This window comes from Geminicoccus flavidas (assembly GCF_009806515.1).
Lineage (GTDB): Bacteria > Pseudomonadota > Alphaproteobacteria > Geminicoccales > Geminicoccaceae > Geminicoccus > Geminicoccus flavidus.
The window spans coordinates 1-5137 of record NZ_WUJP01000443.1; the positions used below are offsets into that span (position 1 = coordinate 1).

Here is a 5137-nt window from a genome sequence, read left to right on the forward strand (position 1 = left end):
TCGGGATAGAGCTGGCGGCGGCCCCAGCTATTGTTCAGGTTGATGACGTCCCAGATCCGGGTGTCGCCGGCGCGGAGCTGGTTGACCGCATCCGGGTCCGAGATCAGGCCCTGGGCCCGGACGTCGCAATCGAACTCCGTGCGGAATGGGTCCAGCACCTTGTCCGAGTTGTACCCCTCCCAGCAATAGATGGTCAGCTCGTTCTCGCGTGCGGCCAGCGCTGCGCGCGGCAGGGCCGAGGCGGCGGCGATGCCGCCGGCCAGGGCTGCTGATCGGCGCAGGAGCTCCCGACGGGAAGCGCTGAAGGACTGCAACAAATTCTTCTGCTTCATCGAGTTCATCGAGCAATCCCCCCGGGATGAACTATGCCGAGCAGCACCGGTCTCCGTCATTCGTCCGGCTCGCCTGGTTCTTGCCGGGCGGCAGGTCGATGACCGGGTTCTGGTCGAAGAATCCGGTGGGCATCAGCATGAAGCCGCAGCGCACGCAGGGCTGCACCGGGTGGTCCTCGAGCCTCGGCAGGTGATGCAAGCCAAAACTGTGCCAGAGGACAATGTCGGTGTTCTCGACCGGCCGGTCCTGCGCGGTCCAGGCCGGCAGGCCCTCCTCGCCGGTGGAATGGTTCATGAACTCGCCGGCGGGATAGCGCTCGTCGGGCGCAAACGGCGTCACCCAGAGATGGTGATTCATGAAGCCCGCCCGCTTGCCGGACGGCCCGCGCGGGTCGGTGAACGCCTTGACCGCAGAGGTGGGCAGCAGCTTGTAGCCGGTCGGCGTGCCGACCCAGTTCTTCTTCTCCGGGTTGATGATCTTCCAGTAGCGCTGAGTATCGAAGTTGGCGTTGCGCCTGGCTGCCAGCTCGGAAGCCAGCCTGGTCTCCTCCATGTAGAAGACGTTGCCATGCGGGCTGTCCGGCCCCATCGGCGGCGCCACCGTGTTGCACTCGACCACCGTGTTGTTCGGCCCGTCGACCTCCATGTCGAGGCGCGCGCTGAACACGTGCTGGTGGATCTGGCCGACCACGCCCGGCGCCACCTCGGTGCCGTACTTGCCAGGCTGGCCCGGGATGCAGGCGGCGGTGTTGATGACGCCGGTCGCCTTCATCTCGAACTCGATGTTGCCGTCCTGGTAGATGTACCAGTAGGAGGCATACTCGTAGTTGCCGACCGTGGTGATCGAGGAGATCACCAGCTTGCGCATCCGCCGCACCTCGGTCCGCTCGGTGCGGAAGTCGAAATGCTTCCAGGCGAGGCCGGCATCCTCCTCATGGAGGCAGATCGCATTCTTGATGGTGCGCACGTTGCCGCTGAGGTCGGACAGGTCCACGTCGAAATAGTGGATGTGGCCCAGGCAGTCGCAGCCGAACTCCAGCGAGTTCACCAGCCGGCCGAAGCCGTACTCGCCGCTGTCGAACACATTCTTGCGGTGATGCGCGTTGTCCTTGGAGCCGTAGGGCACCACCATCTCAGCGATCGGCGCGCGATACACGATCGGCCGGCGCTTGCCGTTCTTCGTATAGCCGATCTGGTGCAGGACTAGGCCTTCCCGGCCGTTGAAGCCGACCCGGAGGTCCCAGCCGAGCCAGCTGATCCTGTGGCCCTCGACCGTGAAGCTCGGCCCCTCCGGCTGGACGATATCGAGCGGCTTGGAATGCGGCTGGTACTCGGTCAGGATCTCGTGGTCATAGTTGCACGGCGTGGTCGGGACCGGGACATGGTGGTCCTTGCCCTCGTACCAGTCGTCGACCCGCAGGACGGTCATCTGGTCAACATCGACCACCACGTTGATGCCCTCGACCGGATGGGCATAGTAGTTGTCGAGTGGGAACATCCGCATCCACACGAAGGTGTGGGCCAGGCGCCGGTTCTCCTCGCCGGGCACGCCGAAATTGCCGGCACTCCAGGGGTCGACGCAGACTAGGTCCAGCTTGTCGGCCAAGCCCCGCCGTTCCAGGGCGGCGATGAAGCGCGGATCGGCCTTGGCCGCCGCCTCGACCATCATGAACTCTTCGGGCGAGATCATCGGCCGGGCGTCGGGCAGGAAGTCCATCCTGGCGACCTCCCCCGCGACCAGGTCGACTAGGCCCTGATAGACGCCGGGCCCACCGCGCTTGTAGGCATTGAGTCGTGCCACGCGCGGGAAGCCCGCTCCGGGCACATGGGCGCGCACGACCTCCTTGGCCGGCTCCTCCAGGTCGATCGTCTCGAACAGGAGATTGGTGCCTGGCTCGAACTGGCCGCGCACGGCGGTCGAGGCCGCCACGATCTCCTCAGGGAAAAGCGGATCCAGGGGATGATCGGGCTTGGCCCTAACTCCGGCCGAGAGCGTCTCCTCCAGTCGCAGCGCCATGATTCACCCTCTCCTTGATCGTCGTCGAGGCGACCGGAACAGGATCAGGCAAGATCTCCAAAGTGCAAGCCCAAATTTTCTGCATCAAAGCTTAAAAAATGCGCAGATATTGACTTACCCAGAACGCAGGAACCCCACGCCGATCGCTCGACGCGGGGTTCCTGTCAGCGTCCGGAGATCGCGCTGGCGATCTCCCGATGCGTCAGTGGCAGCAGTCGCTCTTCTTCGCCGAAGCCGAGCAGCTCGCCATGTTCTTCTCCGGCGGCAGGTCGATCACCGGGTTCTGGTCGAAGAAGCCGTTCGGCATCAGCTTGAAGCCGCAGACCACGCAGGGCTGGACCGGATGGTCCTCAGGCCTGGGCAGATGGTGCAGTCCGAAGCTGTGCCAGAGCACGATGTCGGTGTTCTCGATCGGCCGGTTCTGGTCGGTCCAGGTCTCGACGCTGTCGTCGCCGGTGGACTGGTTGACGAACTCACCCGCCGGATAGCGCTCATCGGGGTGATAGGGGGTCACCCAGAGATGGTGCTGGATGAAGCGGCCGCGCTTGCCCGACGGGCTGTCCGGATGGGTGAAGGCCTGGACGGCGGACGGCGTTTCCAGCTTGAAGCCCACCGGCGTGCCGACCCAGTTCTTCTTCTCCGGGTTGACGATCTTCCAGTAGCGCTGCTTGGCGAAGTCGAAGTCGCGGCGCGCCTCGAGCTCGGTCTTCAGCGGCTTCTGCACGACATAGAAGGCGTTGCCGTAGGGGTTCTCCGCCGAGCCCATCGGCTCGGCCACCGTGTCGCACTCGACCACCGTGTTGTTCGGCCCGTCCACTTCCATGTCCAGGCGCGCGCAGAACACGTGCTGGTGGATGTGGCCGACGATGCCGGGGGCCACTTCGGTGCCCCACTTGCCGGGCTGGCCCGGATAGCAGGCGGCCGTGTTGATGATGCCGGTGGCCTTCATCTCGTACTCGATGCGGCCGTCCTGGTGCAGGTACCAGTAGGACGCGTACTCGTAATTGCCGATCGTCGAGATCGACGAGATCACCAGCTTGCGGGCACGGCGCACCTCGGTGCGCTCGGTGCGCAGGTCGTAGTGCTTCCAGGAGAGGCCGGCATCCTCCTCATGGAGGCAGATCGCGTTCTTGATGGTGCGCGGCTCGCCGAACAGGGTCGGCACCACCGCGTCGAAATAGTGGATGACGCCCAGGCAGTCGCAGCCGAGCTCCAGCGAGTTGGCCATGCGGCCAAAGCCCAGCTCGCCATTGTCGAACACGTTCTTGCGGTAATGCGAGCGCTCCGGCGTGCCATAGGGCACCACCATCTCGGCGATCGAGCCGCGATACATGATCGGGCGGCGCACATCGTTATGGGTGTAGGCGACGCAGTGCAGCGTCAGGCCCTCGCGGCCGTTGAAGCCGACCCGAAAGTCCCAGTTCTCCCAGGTGACCTTGTTGCCCTCGACCACGAAGCCCGCACCGTCCGGCTGGACCACGTCCAGGCGCGAGGACGGCTTGCGGAAGTCCTTGAGCAGGGCCGCATCATAGTTGCGCGGCTCCCGCGGCACCGGGATGTACTCGCCAGTCTCGGCGAAATGGTCGGTGACCTCGATGATCTCCGCGGTGGCGAGATCCACCAGGACGTGCAGGCCCTCGACCGGATGGGCATAGTAGTTGTCGAGCGGGAAGGTGCGCATCCAGATGAAGCAGTTCATCACCCGGCGGCCGGTCTCCTTCTCGACCCCGAAGCTGCCGACCGTCCAGGGATCGACGGCCATGTACTCGACCTCGTCGAGCAGGCCGCGCTTGGCGAGCGCCGCCCGGAAGTCCGGGTGGTCCTTCACCTTGCGCTCGATGTCGAGGATCTCCTCGACCGCGACCATGGCCCGGGCGTTCTCACGGAACTCCTTCTGGACCACCTCGCCCTTGTTCAGGTCGATCCGGCCGACCCACACGCCCATCACGCCGCGCTTGTAGGCGTTGAACCGGGCAATGCGCGGGAAGTCGCTGCCTTCGACGAAGTTGCGCACCAGATCCTTGGGCGGCTCCTGGATGTCGATGGTCTCGACTCTCAGATCCTCGCCCATGTCGAAATGGTCGCGGATGATCGCGGCAGCCTGCTTGATCTCGTCCGCGTTCAACGGGTCCAGCGGGTGCGAAGGCTTGACCACGGGGCTGGCCAGAATGGCCTCTTCGACGCGCAACGCCATCATTTTCTCCAAGGGTCACTTGCATACGGATGGGCTTTTGCATCCGCCGCGCGGGTCCGCGCCCGCGCACCAGCAACCGGATCGCGCCTCCGGCCGCACTGCGGGAGGATCCGGCAACCGCTCAGGGCCAGCAAGCCAAATCTTCGAGTAACGTGAAGTTTCGTGCGAATCAGTGCTGCCGGCAGAAATTCGCACAGTTTCGCACAAGACCGGACAGCTGCGCGACCACGTGGCAACCTGCCTTCGCTCCGGGCAGAGCATGCTGCGAACCGAGGCAGACGGCCGGGCGCTGGCCCGCTCAGCCCCCGGCCAGCAGCCGCTTGCGCTTCTTGATCTCCGCCCCGGCGAGCTGGTCGCAGCGCTCGTTCTCCGGATGACCGGCATGGCCCTTCAGCCAGTGCCAGGTGACGTCGTGGCGTCGGACGGCCTCGTCCAGCCGGCGCCAGAGATCCTCGTTCTTCACCGCAGCCTTGGCCGCGGTCTTCCAGCCATTGCGCTTCCAGCCGTGGATCCAGCGAGTGATGCCGTCGCGCAGGTAGACGCTGTCAGTGTAGAGCTCGACCTTCATCGGCCGCTTGAGCGCTTCCAAGGCAC

The 5137-nt window shown here is 65.0% G+C and carries 3 protein-coding genes and 1 pseudogene; all 4 read right to left on the minus strand.

All coding sequences use genetic code 11. The annotated features are described in order from the left end of the window. A pseudogene (locus EQG76_RS12485) lies at positions 1 to 341 on the minus strand (hypothetical protein); the annotation flags it as partial. 22 nt (positions 342 to 363) lie between these two features. After that, a complete protein-coding gene (locus EQG76_RS12490; RefSeq protein ID WP_159713791.1) occupies positions 364 to 2349 on the minus strand; it encodes a primary-amine oxidase in 1986 nt (661 codons plus the stop codon). A gap of 202 nt (positions 2350 to 2551) precedes the next feature. Beyond that, complete coding sequence (locus EQG76_RS12495; RefSeq protein WP_200840769.1) at positions 2552 to 4543, minus strand: primary-amine oxidase; 1992 nt, start codon at positions 4541 to 4543, stop codon at positions 2552 to 2554. 298 nt (positions 4544 to 4841) lie between these two features. Next, a partial coding sequence (locus EQG76_RS12500) for an RNase H family protein (protein ID WP_321573456.1) occupies positions 4842 to 5137 on the minus strand: 296 nt, incomplete at its 5' end.